Consider the following 14,727-nt stretch of genomic DNA (forward strand, 5'->3'; position numbering starts at 1 on the left):
TAAATAATTTTTTACTATTAATTTTCTACCATATAAAAATAACTTGGTGTTTTCATTTTAACATAAGGTTTAACATAAGCATTTTGATAAGCACCCTCTTCTTCTATTTTAAAAATTTCTCCCACTGGAATTCCTGAAAAGAAAATCTCATCTAAGCCACTTGTATAAACCTTATCACCCATTTTAAGCTCAAGCCATTTAGGGATATATTTAACTAAAACATAATCATTTCTTCCATAAGCTATACCTGGTGCTTGCTCTTTACCTATGTAAACAGAAAAAATACATTCCTCATCACCTTGCAAAAGGCCCAAAGCTCTGCCATTTTTTTCTATAACTATACCTGCTGTATAGCCATTATAAATTAAACCTTTGATTTTTCCTTTATAGTCAACATCAAGCCAAACCTTATGATAATCACTAATTTGAGCATAAGAAGTTGCCTTAACTATGCTCACACTAGGATAATAAAAACTTGAGTTTTTATCGCTTAAAATGTTATTTAGCTCATTAGCAAAGTTTTTCATGTAGATATTGTTTTTCTCAAGCTCGGCATTTCTTTCTCTTAAAGTTCTAATTTCTTCAGCTTGATTAAAATGTTCGTTGAATTTATTTTTTAAAAGATCAATACTTTGAGAAAATTGATTAACAATAGCAATATTTAAATCTAAAACATTTCGTTTTATTACATCTCCATAATAAAACGAAATAAATACTAAAAAAGATAATATTAAAACGCTAAGAATTTTACTCTTCATTCGTTAGCTGGTGTAATAATGAAATTTCTTCTAAAGCTTTACCCGTACCTTTTGCAACTGCTAAAAGTGGCTCATCAGCTACATATACTGGAAGTTTTACAATTTCAGATAAATATTTATCAAGCCCACGTATTAAAGCTCCACCTCCTGTTAAAACAACACCATTTTCAACAATATCTGCCGCAAGATCAGGTGGCATCATTTCAAGAACGATTTTTAAAGCATCAGCGATTTCTTTTAAATGCTCACGCATAGCCTCTCTTACATCTTCACTTGTTAGTTCAATTCTATTTAACAATCCTGTTACTTGATCACGCCCTTTAACCACCATAGAAAGCTCTTTTGGGAGCTGAACTGCTGAGCCTATTGCGATTTTAATCTCCTCGCCCGTTCTTTCACCTATGACAAGGTTGTATTTTTCTTTTACATAATTTACTATGCTAGTATCAAGCTTATCGCCAGCTGTGCGAATTGATTTTGATATTACAAGTCCACCTAAAGAAGTAACGCCAATTTCAGTTGTGCCACCGCCAATATCTACCACCAAGCTCCCTTGAGGCTCTCTAATTGGTAAATTTGCACCAATAGCTGCTGCCATAGGTTCTTCTATCAAAAATACTTCTCTAGCACCCGCACTCAAAGCACTTTCTCTAACTGCTTTTCTTTCTACTTGGGTTAATCCATAAGGAACTGAAATGATAATTCTAGGTCTTAAAAAAGATTTTCTTCTATGAGTTTTTTCTATAAAATAACGGATCATTTTTTCGGTCATATCAAAATCAGCAATCACACCATCTTTCATAGGGCGAATTGCTTCGATATTACCTGGGGTTTTTCCTACCATTTCCTTAGCTTCTTTTCCAACAGCTAAAATTTTAACCCTACCATATCTTTCACGCTCTACTGCAACAACTGAAGGCTCATCAATCACTATACCTTTATCTTTTACCAAAACTAAAGTATTTGCAGTACCTAAGTCAATCCCCATATCGCTTGAAAAAAATCCAATTATTTGATCTAAAATCATTCTCAGCCTTTAACTTTTTTATTTTTTATAAATAAAGGTTTTGCACCTTCTTTGATCACTTCTTTAGTAATTACTATACTATACCCATTATACTCTGGCAAATCAAACATCAAATCTACCATCATCTCTTCAATAATACTTCTTAAACCCCTAGCCCCTGTTTTACGCTCTAATGAAAGCTTAGCAATCTCTCTTAGTGCTTCATCTTCAAATTTTAATTCCACATTATCAATAGCAAAAAGTTTTTGATATTGTTTAATAATGGCATTTTTTGGCTCAGTTAAAATACGCACCATGCTTTCTTCATCAAGCTCTTCTAAAGAAGCAAGCACATGTAATCTTCCTATAAGCTCAGGAATAAGCCCAAAATGCACCAAATCATCAGGCTCTAATCTTTGAAGTAAGGCTTCTTTTTCATCTTTTTTATCATCAGTAAAAAATCCCATGACATTATCGCCTAGTTTTCTTTTAATAATATCACTAATACCATCAAAAGCCCCACCACACACAAATAAAATATTAGTCGTATCTATTTGTATAAAGTCTTGATTTGGGTGTTTTCTACCGCCTTTTGGTGGGATATTTACCAAAGATCCTTCAATGATTTTAAGTAAAGCTTGTTGCACGCCCTCACCACTCACATCTCTTGTAATAGAGCGATTTTCACCCATTCTTGCAATTTTATCTATCTCATCGATAAATATAATCCCTTTTTGTGCTCTTTGTACATCTCCATCAGCAGCTTGCAAAAGACGAGTAAGAATATTTTCAACATCTTCTCCTACATAACCTGCTTCAGTTAAAGAAGTCGCATCGCAAATTGCAATAGGCACATCTAAAAATCTAGCTAAAGTCTGCGCTAGTAAAGTTTTTCCACTTCCTGTTGGACCTACTAATAAAATATTTGATTTTGCTAATTCTGTATCATCATCTTCTAAGTCAGATCTAAAAAGTCTTTTGTAGTGATTATACACCCCTACACTAAAGATTTTTTTAGCTCTATCTTGTCCGATGACATATTTATCTAAATATGCTTTTAATTCTTTAGGAGTTATGTCTTTAAAATTTTCTTTATCAACTTCTTTATTTTTTAGCTCTTTTTCCTCTCCAAAGAAAATATTGCAAGCGCTTTCAGCACAATACTCACATATAAAGGCATTATTATAATCATTTACTAAAATTCTTCTTTCACTTGTTTCTATTTCATTGCAAAAACTACATCTTTTAACCATGGTTCTTTTCCTTATATATAGGAATTCCTCTTTTTGTTTCTAAGATAAAATTACACATTTTTTTAACATTTTCACTAGAAGTACTTTCTAATAAATTTAAAGCATTATCTTTTAGATTTCCTTGTCTGAATAAAAATTTAAAAGCCTTGCTTAAAACATCTACTTCTTCTTTGTCAAAACGTCTTCTAATCCCTACTAAATTTAAACTTCTAATACTTGCACGATTTCCCTCAGCTAAACAAAATGGCACCACATCTTGAGAAAGCGCACTAGCACCTGCTATCATACACCCCTCGCCTACTTTTACAAATTGATGTATTGGAGTAAGCCCACCTACTACGGTATAATCTCCAAGTTCTACATGACCTGCTAAAGTAGCATTGTTTGCTAAGATGATATGATCTCCTAAAGTACAATCATGTGCAATATGAGAATAAGCCATAATAAAAGCATTATCACCTATTCTTGTAAATCCATCGCCCTTAGCTGTACCTGAATTAATAGTAACAAATTCTCTAATAACCGCGTTTTTTCCTATGATAACGCCTGAGTTTATCTCATCTTTATAAGATATATCTTGTGGGATATCTCCAACTATGGCATAAGAAAACACTTTAGAATTCTCACCTATAGTTACATTGGGTAAAATTCTTGCACCTTGTTTGATGATAGTATTTGCACCTATATTGGCATTTTTACCAACATAAGCATAAGCCTCTACTACAACATCATCTGCTATAATAGCTCCATCTTCTATAACTGCACTTGGATGAATTTTGCTCATCATTTATCTACTATCATAGCTTTAAGTTCAGCTTCTGCTACTAATTGTCCATCTACAAAAGCTTTTCCTTGAAAAATCCACATATTTCCGCGATTTTTCACCACACTCATTTCATAATCAAGTCTATCGCCTGGACGCACTGGATTTCTAAATTTAGCATTATCAATACCTGTAAAATATACTACTTTAGTGCTTGGATCTACTTTATCATCCATACTTTCAAACGCTAAAACCCCTCCAGTTTGCGCCATACCTTCTAAAATTAACACACCTGGATAAATTGGATGATCTGGAAAATGCCCCATAAAAACATGATCGCTTATACTAATATTTTTATAACCTCTAACAACTTCTTTGTTTTTTAATTCTACGATTTTATCTACAAGTAAAAATGGATACCTATGTGGTAAAATTTTTTGAATTTGCATTACATCTATCATAAATTTAGCCTTAAAATATATTCAAAATTCAGATTTTACAAAAAAAATATTAATAAATTAATTAAGTTTTATAACTTCACAATCTTTTCTTTACTATCAAAATAAATTTCACTTTTTGCCATAAATTCATAAGCGCCTTTAATAATATTTTCAACAATAATCACCGGTGAAAGATCATAAGCATCAAAATGCTTTTGCCTTATTTTGATTTCTTGCTCTATTTTTAAAGGATTTTGTAAAAAATCTTCGTAATTTTTAAATCGCATTTTACATAAGCTATTAAAATAATCAAAACTCCATAAATTAATCTCATCCTTTGCACTTTTATAATACTTTAAACCCTCATCTAAAATACTAAATTTGGTATAAGAATTTTTAAAATGTGAGTAAAATAAAACATGAGTTTTTATGGCTTGTTTGTTTTGTTTTATCAAAGCTCTTAACAAACGATAATTTAAAAATTTCTCTCTTTGAATTTCAAATTTAATGCCTTTTTTTTCTAAACTTTTTACTTGGTTATAAAATTTTATTTTTTCTTCTATACTTGAAGGCAATATTTGTTTATTAATAGGACTCATCAACTCATCTATAAAGGCTTTTTGACCTTTTTGTTTAGAAAGCGCATAAATACAACCACAATAATTTTGATGATAAAGCATATCTTGCTTTGCTAGGGCAAATTGTCTTTGTGTGCCTCCATTTTTTCTAAAATCAGGTGCTAAAAACTCTATGCCAAATTTATCACATTCTTTTTGTAAAGCTAATTTTAATTGCTCTAAATCTTTTTTAGGAGATGTTAAAAGAGTTGTTGTAAGTTTTTTTTCTCCTATTTTTTGGGCAAATTCAACACTTTTATGCATTCTAAAATCAAAACAAATTTGACATCTTGCGCCTTTTTCAGGCTCATCCTCATAGCCCTTTACACTCTCAAGCCATTTTTCATACTCATATTCACCCTTATAAAGTTTAATGCCTAATTTATCACAACTACGCTTAACATCTAAAAATCTAAGTTCATGCTCACTATATGGATGGATGTTTGGATCATAAAAATACCCGATGATTTTCTCACCAGGATAGGCTTTGCTTAATTCTTGTATAAAATAATGACTATCCACGCTACAACAAATATGCACTAGCATAATTCTTTTAACACCTTAAAAGCATGATCTTTAGCTTTTACATTTTTATAAATTTTTGCGATATTTCCTTCCTCATCAATTACAAAAGTAGATCTTATAAGCCCTTCATACTCTTTTCCATAATTTTTCTTTAAACCCCAAGCACCATAGAGTTTGCAAATTTCTTTTTCACTATCACTTAACAAAGTGTGTTTTAAATCATATTTTTTTATGAAATTTTCATGTGATTTCACACTATCTGGACTAATACCTATAATCACAGCATTTTGTCCTAAAAAATCTTCATAATTTTGACTAAATTCACAAGCTTGTGTAGTACAACCTGGGGTATTATCTTTTGGATAAAAATACAAAATAATTTTTTTACCCAAAAAATCACTTAGAGAAATTTTAACTCCATCTTGATTTAAAAGTTCAAAAACCGGGGCTTTATCACCAATTTGTAATTCTTTCATTTTTTACCTTTCATTCTTAATTTTTCTACACTTTCACCACCAAAAGCAATATTATATGGCTCAATATCTTCTAGCATTATGACTATATTTTGCTTTGGCTTATTATATTTTGTATGTAAAAGCTCTGTAATATCTGCTATTAACTCTTCTTTTTGCGCTTTGCTAAATTCTGGTTTAGCAAGTTTTATATTAATAATAGGCATTGTTTTTCCTTGCTTTAAATAAAGAATTTTACTATATTCTAGCAATTATTAGTATATTTTTGATAAAATTAGTTTTATTTTCAATAAAGGCTTGGTTATGATTAGGGCAAAAAAAATTTGGATGGATGGAAAAATCATTGATTTTGATGATGCAAAAATTCATGTTTTAACACATTCATTACATTATGCAAATGCAGTTTTTGAAGGAACAAGAGCTTATAAAACACAAAATGGTTTAGCAATTTTTAGATTAAAAGAACATACTAAAAGACTTTTAGAGTCTGCAAAAATCACTTTAATCAACTCACCTTTTTCTCAAGAAGAACTTGAAAATGCGCAAGTTGAACTTTTAAGAGCAAATGATTTTCAAAATAACACTTATTTGCGCCCATTGATCTTTTTAGGTGATGGAACAATGGGAGTTTATCATGCTAAAGCTCCTGTTAGAGTGGCTATTGCTGCTTGGGAATGGGGTGCTTATTTGGGCGAAGAAGGCTTGGAAAAAGGTATTAAGGTTAAAATTTCTTCTTTTGCTAGAAATAGTGTAAAATCTAGCTTAGGTAAAGCCAAAGCAAGCGCAAATTACTTGAATTCTCAAATGGCTAAATATGAAGCTATAGAAGCAGGATATGAAGAAGCTTTAATGCTTGACGAAGAGGGTTTTGTAGCAGAAGGAACAGGCGAGTGTTTTTTTATGGTTAAAGATGGAAAATTAATCACCCCGCCAAATGATTTTTCATTAAAAAGTATCACTCAAGATACTGTTTTAAAAATTGCACATGATTTGGGCATAAGCGTAGTGCGCCAAAGAATTTCAAGAGATGAAGTTTATGTGGCCGATGAAGCATTTTTCACAGGAACTGCAGCAGAAATAACTCCGATAAATAATATTGATGCAAGAATTATAGGAAATGGAAAAAGAGGTGAGCTAACAACAAAGCTTCAAAATGCGTATTTTGATATAGTTTATGGACGCAATGAAAAATACGCTTCTATGCTAACTTATATTTAATAAAGGAACTAAATGCCAGCTGATTTGAATGATTATTTTAATAAAAAAAACAATCAAAACAACAATAAGCAAAATTTAAATTTCAAAGCTCCTGATTTTAATTTCAAGGGTTTTGGAAAATTTTCTCCATTAATTTATAGTGCGATTGCGATTATTTTAGTTTTTGCACTTTTTAAACCTTTTGCAATAGTTAATTCAGGGGAAATGGGGATCAAGTCTACCACGGGTAAATACAGTCCTACTCCGCTTGAGCCAGGACTTCATTTTTTTATGCCAGTATTGCAAAAAATCACTATAGTAGATACTAGAGTAAGACAAATTAATTATGCTTCCATTGAAGGCGTAAATGAAAATTTACAAATAGGCTCAGGAGTTGTAAATAAAAATAGTATTTCAGTACTTGATTCAAGAGGTTTGCCTGTATCTATTGATGTAACCGTTCAATATAGATTAAATCCTTTGCAAGTTCCTCAAACCATAGCTACTTGGGGGCTTAATTGGGAAAATAAAATCATTGATCCAGTTGTAAGAGATGTAGTAAGAAATGTAGTAGGTCAATATACTGCGGAAGAACTTCCAACAAATCGTAACACCATAGCAGTGCAAATTGATCAAGGCATTAGAAAAACTATAGAAAGCCAACCAAATGAGCCTGCTGAACTCCAAGCAGTACAGCTTAGAGAAATTATCTTACCTATAAAAGTAAAAGAGCAAATCGAAAGAGTGCAAATTGCCAAACAAGAAGCTGAAAGAACTAAATATGAGGTTGAAAGAGCTAACCAAGAAGCACTTAAAAAAGCAGCTTTAGCTGAGGGGGAAGCAAATGCAACCATTATTAGTGCTAAAGGTAGAGCGAGTGCAGTTAAAATTGAAGCTGATGCTCAAGCATATTCAAACAGAGAAATAGCAAAAAGTTTAAACAATCCTTTACTTGATTTAAAGCAAATCGAAACTCAAAAGCAATTTAATGAGGCTCTTAAGGTTAACAAAGATGCTAAAATTTTCTTAACACCTGGTGGAGCTGTGCCAAATATTTGGGTTGATAGTAAAGATAACAAAAGAACGAGCTCGGTAGCTAATTAAAAGATTAATTGATGAATGTTCAGTATTTTCGAGAGCAAATGGTTTTTTATACAACCCATTTGCACTTGATTGATTTTTTACTAATAGCTTTGGTTGTATTTTTTTTTATTATCACTTTATTTATTGCTTTAATTATTAGAAATAAACCTGCTTTTGCTTTTATGGTTATTTTTTTAGGAATTTTATGTTCAATTAGTATTGCATATTTGGGATATTTTTTAATTGACACCAAAGTAAGATCTAGAATAACTAATTTAGATCATGTACAATACTTTGTATATGACACCTCATTAAGTGTTGATTACAGCTTAACAAACACTTCTAAAAAAAGTTTTAAATATTGCAAATTAAATGTGGAAGTCTTTAAAAAAAGTGATGAAAATAATAGTTTTAGAGATTTATTGCACAATATAAAACCTTTAAAAAGCAAATCTACCATTATAGAAGAAACAATAAACCCTAACCAAACCATTAATTTTAAAACCAAATTTTCCGATTTTAAGGAAGGTCAAAATTTTGACATTAAAATTTATTCTAAGTGTTTTTAAATGGGATATTTTAATTTTTTTCATATTCTAATCATTTTCATTATGTTAGCTTCCACAGGCTTGACTTGGGTTTTACTTTACTTAAAAGTTCAAAATAAAAAATATATGATTATTTTTTGCGTAGTAAGTTTTATACTTGCTTTAATTTTAACCATCTCACTACTGCTAACCATAGATCAATACACTAAAAAGGCAAGTTTGAGTAATTTTTCAACCTACAGACGCTTAGCAACAGAAAGCATTATAGTCAAAGGTAGAATTACCAACGACACTAATTTTAAGCTTTCAGAGTGTTTTTTAGAGCTTAGAATAATTGATGATAATAAAAAACATGAAGTTAGTGGCGAAATTTTTAATCAACAAAATTTTGATAGTATCAAAAGAGCAAACCAACAACAAAGAGATGCGTCATATAATATAAATATTGCAAAAAACTTACCAGGGCATACCTATAAAGATTTTTCATTTGAAGTGGGGTTGCCACCTCATTTTCAAAGTTACAAGATATTCAAACAATTAAAATGCAGATGAGGGTTATTTAATAAAATAATCCCCATCGAAACTAATCAAAGAATATTTTCTTTCATCGCCTATACTTGAAACTAATTCATCAATATCTAAAAAAGTCAAGCTATCTGCGCCTGTATATTCTCTAACCTCTTCAACGCTCTTATTAGCCGAGATTAGTTCTTCAAAAGTAGGAGTATCTATACCGTAAATATCAGGAAATTTGATTTCTGGGCATGCTATAGCCAAATGGATTTTTCTTGCACCTGCCTGTTTTAAAAGTGCGATGATTTTTTTAGAAGTTGTTCCTCTTACCACACTATCATCAATCACCACTATATCTTTGCCTTCTAAAACTTTTTTCATAGGATTGAGTTTTAGTTTTACTTTCAAATTTCTCATTTCTTGAGTTGGCTCTATAAAGGTTCTGCCTACGTAATGATTTCTCACTATTGCCATTTCAAGTGGGATTTTTAAATATTGCGCAAAACCTATAGCAGCACTCACGCCACTATCTGGAACTGGCACTACAAAATCCACTTTTTCTTTAAATTTTTTAGCTAGGGCTTCACCCATTTTTTTACGCACTTCATATACGCTTTTACCTTCTATAATACTATCGGGTCTAGCAAAATAAATATATTCAAATGCGCAAATTCTTGGATCTGTCTTATCAAAAACTTGAATACTTTCAAACTCATCACTACCTTGAGTAAAAACTAGCATCTCACCTGGCTTTACATCACGAATAAATTCAGCCTCTATCAAATCAAAAGCACAAGTTTCACTCACTACAATATACCCGCCATCTTTTAATCTGCCTAAAGACAAAGGTCTAACCCCGTAAGGATCTCTTACTACAAAAAGTTGATTTTTACTAGCAAGCATAAAGCAATATGCTCCCTTGCTTTGAGTCAAGCTTTCTATAAATCTATCTTTTAAAGTTTCTTTTTTGCTTTTTGCTATTAAATGTACCACATTTTCTGTGTCCATATTTGAGTGAAAAATAGCGCCACTATCAATTAGCTCTTTTCTAACTTCTTCTTTATTAATTAAATTTCCATTATGTACTAAAGAAATATCCCCCAAAGAACAAGTAGCCGCAACAGGCTGTGCATCATGCAAAGAAGAATTTCCTGCCGTAGAATAACGATTATGTCCTATAGCTATCTCACCTTTTAATCCTGCTAAAATTTGAGTATTAAAAATTTGTCCAACCTCACCTTTAGCTTTATGAGTTTTGATATTTAAACCATCACTTACACTAATCCCGCTTGCTTCTTGTCCGCGGTGCTGCATTGCAAATAAAGCATAATAAGCCACCGTACTTGCATTTTTTGAATTAATTACTCCAACTACTGCACACATTTAAATTCCTAAACAATCATCTATATCATATAAGCCATTTTCTTGAGAAACTAGCCATTTTGCACATTTTATTGCACCTTTTGCAAAAGTAGCTCGTGATGTTGCGGTATGATTTAACTCTATAAATTCACCTTCATTGTAAAAACCAACCCTATGTGAACCCACTATATCGCCACCTCTTAAACTCATCACTGCAATTTCATCTTTGCTTCTTTGCCCAATAATCCCATCTCTACCGCTTACTCTAACTTTTTCTAAGTCTAAATTTCTAGCCTTTGCAACACTTTGTGCTAAAGTCATCGCAGTACCACTTGGAGCATCTTTTTTCTTATTATGGTGCATTTCAAGTATTTCTATATCAAAATCTCTCAAAGCCTCACTAGCTAAATAAGAAAGTTTTTTTAAAATCGCCACACCCAAAGACATATTAGTTGCATAAAGAATAGGCATAGTAATACTTGCACTTTGCATCAATTCATTTTGCTTAGCATCTAAACCTGTAGTGCCTATCACCAAAGGCTTAGGATTACTTCTTGCGTATAAAAGCAAATCCTCACAACCCTTTGGAGTAGAAAAATCAATAATCACATCACATTTATTAAAAAAATCTTCATAATTTGATCCTTGATCAAAAAACGCACTAGCCTTTGCCTGCTCATCATCTTCTAAGCAAAGTCTTATTTGAGTGCCCATACGCCCGTTACTTCCATGAATTCCAATATTAATCATTTTAAAATCTGCCTTTTTAGAATTTGGAAAATTGTAGCGTTTATTTATTTAAAAGCAAATAACTCTTTTAATTAATCATCCCATTTTTGACCTAAAAAATTTCCATTTCTATCAAAAAACATTTCCATATTATTACTTAGTTTAATTTCATATCCAAACTCTTCCCAATCTACATCTACAATAAAAGCTCTAGGAAAGGAACTTTGAATTTTATCCATAATAGGTTTAGAAAGTCCGTAATAATTTTGCGCATAAGGATTATGCTGAGGCATATTTTGTTGATACAAGTTAGCATTTTGTTGTGTAATATTTGCACTAGCCATTAGCACTAAAGTTGTACTTAGAATTAGTATTTTTTTCATTTTAGATTCTCCTTAATTTTTATAGGAGAATCTTAATTAGTTTTTGTGAAATTTAAGTGAAGATTAATGTAAGCTTTCAATATAAGCTAAAGCGCTAAGCGCTGCAACCGCTCCATCACCTGCTGCGCATATTACTTGTTTTGGCGCATCTTTTCTTAAATCACCTGCTGCAAATAATCCTGCAATATTAGTTTGCATTTTAAGATCTACACTCACTTGACCGCCTTCTTCCATGGCACATAAAAACTCACCATTATCTTGTTTTAAAATTTCATTTCTTACATTCAATCCAACAAAGGTAAAGATTCCAGGCACATCAAGTTCTCTTTTAGAGCCATCATTAAATGCTATTTTAATTTTATTAACACCCATATTATCGCCACAAACCTCATCAACTACTGCATTTGTGATTAATTCTATTTTTTCATTATTCTTTACTTTTTCAACTGTTGAAGGTGCTGCTCTAAATTCATCTCTTCTGTGGATTAAATATACTTTTGAGCAAATATTAGCTAGATACAATGCTTCTTCTAAGGCTGTATCTCCACCACCCAAAACAGCTACTTCTTTGTTTTTATAAAAAAAGCCATCACAAGTTGCACAAGTACTTACACCTTTACCAAAAAATTCATCCTCACCCTTAAAACCAGCACGACGCGGTGTAGAACCTGTGCATACAATTACAGCTTTTGCTTGTTCATTTTTACCACCTTCTAATTTTATATTAAAACTTCCATCAGTATTTTTGCTAATTTGTTCTACACCTACCATTTCATGTTTTAAACCAAAACGCATACATTGCTCATTCCAAGGAGCCATAAAAGAAATTCCATCTAAAACTTGAGCAACGCCAGGGTAATTTTCAATTTCTGAACTTGAAGTAATTTGTCCGCCAGGCATACCTTTTTCAAACATGACAACATTTTTTAATCCACCTCTTGTAGCATACAAACCGGCACTTAAACCCGCAGGTCCACCACCTATAATAGCTAAATCCAACATAATATTTTCCTTGTAGTTTTATTTATAGGTATTATACAAATTTTTCTTTAATTATAAATAATAAAAATTATTAAATAGTAAAAAATATGAAGAAAAGCCACAAAAAGTGGCTTAAGATTATAAAAGTGAGTTTAGTTTGTCTGCTAAAGCTTGTTTTGATTGAGCGCCCACTAGCTGATCAACCACTTCACCATCTTTAAAGAAAATGATAGTTGGGATAGATCTTACACCAAATTGTGCAGCCAAATCGCCTTGCTCATCTGTATTTACTTTACAAATTTTAGCCTTACCATCAAAATCATTTGCAAGCTCATCAATTACTGGTGCAAGCATTCTACAAGGTCCACACCATGGAGCCCAAAAATCTACTAAAGCTACACCTTCTTTTGCTTGTGCAAAATTTTCTGTAGTTAAATCAATATATTTTCCCATTTTTTCTCCTTTATTTTTTCACATTTTATTAAATTAGAATAAATATTCTCTTAATAACCGATGTTCTCTAAAAGTTTTATATCATCTTTATATACACAAAGCAAATCTATTTGATAATTCTCATCACTTTTGTGTTTCATAAAGTAATATTCTATAGTCTTAACAATTTTATTATATTTTTTATTATCTAATCTATATTCTACTTCATAATCACCTTGTGTGCTTTTAACTTCAACAAAATGTAAAATTTTATCTTTTTTAGCAATGATATCGATTTCTCCGAATTTAGAATGAAAATTTCTTTTTAAAATTTCAAAACCTTGAGTTTTTAAATACTCACACGCTAAATCCTCTCCTTTTTTACCAAAAAGATACTGCATAAGCGCCATTAATCTTCTATTCTCATCATAAAAACATCATCTTTTACAAATTCTTGTTCTCTAAGCTTTTGAGTTAAAATTTGTATATTTTTTTCATATGTTTGATGAGTAATGAAAAATAAAGTACTACAATCTTGCTTTTCTTTTTTAGGTTTTTGTAAAAATGTATCAATTGAAATTTGATGTTCACTCATTAATTGTGTAATTTTTGATAAAACCCCTATTTTGTCTAATACTTTTAATCTTAAATAATATCTTGTATAAATTTCATCTTTGTTTAAAACTTTATAAGAGGTATCATTTAAATATCCAAAAATAGCACTGTTTTTTTCTTTTCTTGCTATATCGATTAAATCTGCTATCACAGCACTTGCAGTTGCCTTGCCACCTGCTCCTGGGCCATAATATAAACTTTCACCCAAAATATCTCCATCAACACTAATAGCATTCATCACTCCATCAACTTTTGCTAACATTTTGTCTTTATTTAACATAGCAGGATGAACCCTTAGCTCTATTTTTTCATCTTTTATTTTAGCAATACCCAAATGCTTTATGGTGTATTCAAATTCTTTTGCAAAATAAATATCTTCATCACTTACCTTACTAATACCTTCAATCAAGATATCTTCAGGTTTTACTCTTAGTCCATAAGCAATATTTGCTAAAATCAAAAGTTTATGCGCAGCATCAAAACCTTCTATATCAAAAGTTGGATCAGTTTCAGCATATCCTAAATCTTGTGCTTTTTTTAATACTTCTTGAAATTTAGCATTATCCTCAGTCATTTTACTTAAAATATAATTGCTTGTACCATTTAAAATACCTTTAATAGAAACAATATTATTAGCACTCAAACCCTCTTTTAAAATTTTAATAATAGGAATTCCACCTGCCACACTTGCCTCATAACCAAAAGCTGTATCTTGTGCTAATTTTTCAAGCTCATAGCGATGATAAGCAAGCAAAGCTTTATTAGCGGTTACTACTGATTTTTTTCTTTTTAAAATCTTTGAAATTATCTCAAAAGGTAAATCAATACCGCCCATTAACTCCACAAACACATCAATATCTTCACGCTCTAAAACCTCATCAATATCATTTACTACAGGAATCAATGCATTTGGCTTTGGATTTCTTGCCAAAGCAATCACTGGAATAATTTCTTCATCACATCTTGCTTTGATTAAATCTTGATTTTTTAACAAAGTTTCTACAACAGCACTTCCTACCGTGCCATAGCCTAAAATTGCTATTTTCATT

At 31.2% G+C, this 14,727-nt stretch carries 19 protein-coding genes; 4 read left to right on the forward strand and 15 right to left on the reverse strand.

Features of this window, described 5'->3' with window-relative positions; genetic code table 11:
* Window positions 1-17: 17 nt before the first annotated feature.
* The 8 genes from mreC to L8X40_RS03390 all read right to left on the reverse strand — a co-directional run bounded on the left by mreC (window position 18) and on the right by L8X40_RS03390 (window position 6,041).
* On the reverse strand, window positions 18-758 hold the full coding sequence (gene mreC, locus L8X40_RS03355; RefSeq protein WP_087699719.1) for a rod shape-determining protein MreC: 741 nt from the start codon (window positions 756-758) through the stop codon (window positions 18-20).
* Window positions 748-1,785, reverse strand: a complete 1,038-nt coding sequence (locus L8X40_RS03360; RefSeq protein WP_012662095.1) for a rod shape-determining protein — start codon at window positions 1,783-1,785, stop codon at window positions 748-750. The genes mreC and L8X40_RS03360 overlap by 11 nt, the downstream gene beginning before the upstream one ends.
* A 2-nt stretch (window positions 1,786-1,787) precedes the next feature.
* Window positions 1,788-3,017: an ATP-dependent Clp protease ATP-binding subunit ClpX gene (gene clpX, locus L8X40_RS03365; protein ID WP_039619273.1), complete on the reverse strand. Its 1,230-nt coding sequence runs from the start codon at window positions 3,015-3,017 to the stop codon at window positions 1,788-1,790.
* Window positions 3,010-3,801: an acyl-ACP--UDP-N-acetylglucosamine O-acyltransferase gene (lpxA, locus tag L8X40_RS03370; protein WP_087685677.1), complete on the reverse strand. Its 792-nt coding sequence runs from the start codon at window positions 3,799-3,801 to the stop codon at window positions 3,010-3,012. Before lpxA ends, clpX begins: the two co-directional genes overlap by 8 nt.
* Window positions 3,801-4,241, reverse strand: coding sequence for a 3-hydroxyacyl-ACP dehydratase FabZ (gene fabZ / locus L8X40_RS03375; RefSeq protein ID WP_039619275.1), 441 nt, complete (start codon window positions 4,239-4,241; stop codon window positions 3,801-3,803). The genes lpxA and fabZ overlap by 1 nt, the downstream gene beginning before the upstream one ends.
* Window positions 4,242-4,309: 68 nt before the next feature.
* On the reverse strand, window positions 4,310-5,383 hold the full coding sequence (locus L8X40_RS03380; RefSeq protein ID WP_263667304.1) for an epoxyqueuosine reductase QueH: 1,074 nt from the start codon (window positions 5,381-5,383) through the stop codon (window positions 4,310-4,312).
* Window positions 5,377-5,838 carry a thioredoxin-dependent thiol peroxidase gene (gene bcp / locus L8X40_RS03385; protein ID WP_039668862.1) on the reverse strand — a complete coding sequence of 154 codons (462 nt, stop codon included), beginning with the start codon at window positions 5,836-5,838 and terminating at the stop codon, window positions 5,377-5,379. Before bcp ends, L8X40_RS03380 begins: the two co-directional genes overlap by 7 nt.
* On the reverse strand, window positions 5,835-6,041 hold the full coding sequence (locus L8X40_RS03390) for a tautomerase family protein (protein WP_087699724.1): 207 nt from the start codon (window positions 6,039-6,041) through the stop codon (window positions 5,835-5,837). The genes bcp and L8X40_RS03390 overlap by 4 nt, the downstream gene beginning before the upstream one ends.
* 97 nt (window positions 6,042-6,138) lie before the next feature.
* Here L8X40_RS03390 and ilvE point away from each other — a divergent pair, with 97 nt between their 5' ends.
* From ilvE to L8X40_RS03410, 4 genes are read left to right on the forward strand one after another with little or no spacing between them, the layout of a single operon-like run.
* Entirely contained in the window at window positions 6,139-7,053 is a 915-nt protein-coding gene (gene ilvE / locus L8X40_RS03395) for a branched-chain-amino-acid transaminase (protein WP_012662102.1), read from the forward strand.
* A gap of 12 nt (window positions 7,054-7,065) precedes the next feature.
* Window positions 7,066-8,136, forward strand: coding sequence for a prohibitin family protein (locus tag L8X40_RS03400; RefSeq protein WP_087699728.1), 1,071 nt, complete (start codon window positions 7,066-7,068; stop codon window positions 8,134-8,136).
* An 11-nt stretch (window positions 8,137-8,147) separates the two neighbouring features.
* A complete protein-coding gene (locus L8X40_RS03405; RefSeq protein WP_087699730.1) occupies window positions 8,148-8,684 on the forward strand; it encodes a DUF2393 family protein in 537 nt (178 codons plus the stop codon).
* Window positions 8,685-9,215: a DUF2393 family protein gene (locus tag L8X40_RS03410; RefSeq protein WP_087699732.1), complete on the forward strand. Its 531-nt coding sequence runs from the start codon at window positions 8,685-8,687 to the stop codon at window positions 9,213-9,215.
* A gap of 3 nt (window positions 9,216-9,218) precedes the next feature.
* Here L8X40_RS03410 and purF read toward each other — a convergent pair whose 3' ends face one another.
* The 7 genes from purF to L8X40_RS03445 all read right to left on the reverse strand — a co-directional run bounded on the left by purF (window position 9,219) and on the right by L8X40_RS03445 (window position 14,726).
* A complete protein-coding gene (purF, locus tag L8X40_RS03415) occupies window positions 9,219-10,559 on the reverse strand; it encodes an amidophosphoribosyltransferase (RefSeq protein ID WP_087699734.1) in 1,341 nt (446 codons plus the stop codon).
* Complete coding sequence (dapB, locus tag L8X40_RS03420; RefSeq protein ID WP_047208648.1) at window positions 10,560-11,288, reverse strand: 4-hydroxy-tetrahydrodipicolinate reductase; 729 nt, start codon at window positions 11,286-11,288, stop codon at window positions 10,560-10,562.
* A 71-nt stretch (window positions 11,289-11,359) separates the two neighbouring features.
* Window positions 11,360-11,611: a PepSY-like domain-containing protein gene (locus tag L8X40_RS03425; protein ID WP_391527392.1), complete on the reverse strand. Its 252-nt coding sequence runs from the start codon at window positions 11,609-11,611 to the stop codon at window positions 11,360-11,362.
* Between the two features lie 102 nt (window positions 11,612-11,713).
* Complete coding sequence (trxB, locus tag L8X40_RS03430) at window positions 11,714-12,652, reverse strand: thioredoxin-disulfide reductase (RefSeq protein WP_214099993.1); 939 nt, start codon at window positions 12,650-12,652, stop codon at window positions 11,714-11,716.
* Window positions 12,653-12,769: 117 nt separating this feature from the next.
* On the reverse strand, window positions 12,770-13,084 hold the full coding sequence (gene trxA, locus L8X40_RS03435) for a thioredoxin (protein WP_039619298.1): 315 nt from the start codon (window positions 13,082-13,084) through the stop codon (window positions 12,770-12,772).
* 50 nt (window positions 13,085-13,134) lie between these two features.
* Window positions 13,135-13,473 carry a YraN family protein gene (locus tag L8X40_RS03440; protein WP_087699740.1) on the reverse strand — a complete coding sequence of 113 codons (339 nt, stop codon included), beginning with the start codon at window positions 13,471-13,473 and terminating at the stop codon, window positions 13,135-13,137.
* A complete protein-coding gene (locus tag L8X40_RS03445) occupies window positions 13,473-14,726 on the reverse strand; it encodes a homoserine dehydrogenase (RefSeq protein WP_214099994.1) in 1,254 nt (417 codons plus the stop codon). The genes L8X40_RS03440 and L8X40_RS03445 overlap by 1 nt, the downstream gene beginning before the upstream one ends.
* Window position 14,727: the final 1 nt, after the last annotated feature.

The organism is Campylobacter sp. CNRCH_2013_0855 (genome assembly GCF_025773025.1).
Classification (GTDB): Bacteria; Campylobacterota; Campylobacteria; order Campylobacterales; family Campylobacteraceae; genus Campylobacter_D; species Campylobacter_D jejuni_C.

What these genes read in the sequence shown, in the direction of transcription:
- mreC (WP_087699719.1), bottom strand. Translation starts at nt 758, where the DNA reads ATGAAGAGTAAAATTCTTAGCGTTTTAATATTATCTTTTTTAGTATTT.
- L8X40_RS03360 (WP_012662095.1), bottom strand. Translation starts at nt 1,785, where the DNA reads ATGATTTTAGATCAAATAATTGGATTTTTTTCAAGCGATATGGGGATT.
- clpX (WP_039619273.1), bottom strand. Translation starts at nt 3,017, where the DNA reads ATGGTTAAAAGATGTAGTTTTTGCAATGAAATAGAAACAAGTGAAAGA.
- lpxA (WP_087685677.1), bottom strand. Translation starts at nt 3,801, where the DNA reads ATGAGCAAAATTCATCCAAGTGCAGTTATAGAAGATGGAGCTATTATA.
- fabZ (WP_039619275.1), bottom strand. Translation starts at nt 4,241, where the DNA reads ATGATAGATGTAATGCAAATTCAAAAAATTTTACCACATAGGTATCCA.
- L8X40_RS03380 (WP_263667304.1), bottom strand. Translation starts at nt 5,383, where the DNA reads ATGCTAGTGCATATTTGTTGTAGCGTGGATAGTCATTATTTTATACAA.
- bcp (WP_039668862.1), bottom strand. Translation starts at nt 5,838, where the DNA reads ATGAAAGAATTACAAATTGGTGATAAAGCCCCGGTTTTTGAACTTTTA.
- L8X40_RS03390 (WP_087699724.1), bottom strand. Translation starts at nt 6,041, where the DNA reads ATGCCTATTATTAATATAAAACTTGCTAAACCAGAATTTAGCAAAGCG.
- ilvE (WP_012662102.1), top strand. Translation starts at nt 6,139, where the DNA reads ATGATTAGGGCAAAAAAAATTTGGATGGATGGAAAAATCATTGATTTT.
- L8X40_RS03400 (WP_087699728.1), top strand. Translation starts at nt 7,066, where the DNA reads ATGCCAGCTGATTTGAATGATTATTTTAATAAAAAAAACAATCAAAAC.
- L8X40_RS03405 (WP_087699730.1), top strand. Translation starts at nt 8,148, where the DNA reads ATGAATGTTCAGTATTTTCGAGAGCAAATGGTTTTTTATACAACCCAT.
- L8X40_RS03410 (WP_087699732.1), top strand. Translation starts at nt 8,685, where the DNA reads ATGGGATATTTTAATTTTTTTCATATTCTAATCATTTTCATTATGTTA.
- purF (WP_087699734.1), bottom strand. Translation starts at nt 10,559, where the DNA reads ATGTGTGCAGTAGTTGGAGTAATTAATTCAAAAAATGCAAGTACGGTG.
- dapB (WP_047208648.1), bottom strand. Translation starts at nt 11,288, where the DNA reads ATGATTAATATTGGAATTCATGGAAGTAACGGGCGTATGGGCACTCAA.
- L8X40_RS03425 (WP_391527392.1), bottom strand. Translation starts at nt 11,611, where the DNA reads ATGGCTAGTGCAAATATTACACAACAAAATGCTAACTTGTATCAACAA.
- trxB (WP_214099993.1), bottom strand. Translation starts at nt 12,652, where the DNA reads ATGTTGGATTTAGCTATTATAGGTGGTGGACCTGCGGGTTTAAGTGCC.
- trxA (WP_039619298.1), bottom strand. Translation starts at nt 13,084, where the DNA reads ATGGGAAAATATATTGATTTAACTACAGAAAATTTTGCACAAGCAAAA.
- L8X40_RS03440 (WP_087699740.1), bottom strand. Translation starts at nt 13,473, where the DNA reads ATGGCGCTTATGCAGTATCTTTTTGGTAAAAAAGGAGAGGATTTAGCG.
- L8X40_RS03445 (WP_214099994.1), bottom strand. Translation starts at nt 14,726, where the DNA reads ATGAAAATAGCAATTTTAGGCTATGGCACGGTAGGAAGTGCTGTTGTA.